Origin of the sequence: Aliirhizobium wenxiniae (genome assembly GCF_019511445.1) — a bacterium.
In the GTDB taxonomy this organism is placed as follows: domain Bacteria; phylum Pseudomonadota; class Alphaproteobacteria; order Rhizobiales; family Rhizobiaceae; genus Neorhizobium; species Neorhizobium wenxiniae_A.
The window spans coordinates 1-504 of record NZ_JAEUAN010000086.1; the positions used below are offsets into that span (position 1 = coordinate 1).

Below are 504 nucleotides of genomic sequence, written 5' to 3' on the forward strand. Positions count from 1 at the left end.
TCCGGCGAAGAAGCTTCATGTGGCGGGTCATGTCCCGCACGACCCAGAGCGGCGGCATGTCGCTTTCGTTCAGAACTTTGTTCATGCTGTAGAGGTCTACGGCCGTGAAGTCGGGCCAGAGGAAGTTTACAGCGGCCCAATGCACGAATTTGCGGTTCATGGCGCCGGTCGCGGTCAATCCTATGCCGCCCTCACCGTCTGCATAGGCAACGGACAGCAGCATGCCGCGAAGAAGAGGTGACAGCGCGGCGACATCGACGTTACCCTGCAGCTTGATTTTCGGAAGCATCGTGCGGCTTTGATCCCTACCCGCCCAATGCGGTGTAAACGAGTATCAGCCGACAACGACACAATTGCCACTGAGAAAGCTAAAGCCGAAAGGGAGCGTCATCACCCGCCCCCGCTCCTCCCTTGCAACCCGGCCCAGCCGGTCGGATCGGGGGCTGATCGTCGGAGCCAGTGTCGCATCTCTAACTGGCCGACAGCGTCGCAGCCCTATCCAGC

1 pseudogene is annotated in these 504 nt (G+C 60.3%); it reads right to left on the reverse strand.

What is annotated here, in order from left to right:
* Positions 1-289 (reverse strand): annotated as a pseudogene (locus JNB91_RS30410) (hypothetical protein); the annotation flags it as partial.
* Positions 290-504: the final 215 nt, after the last annotated feature.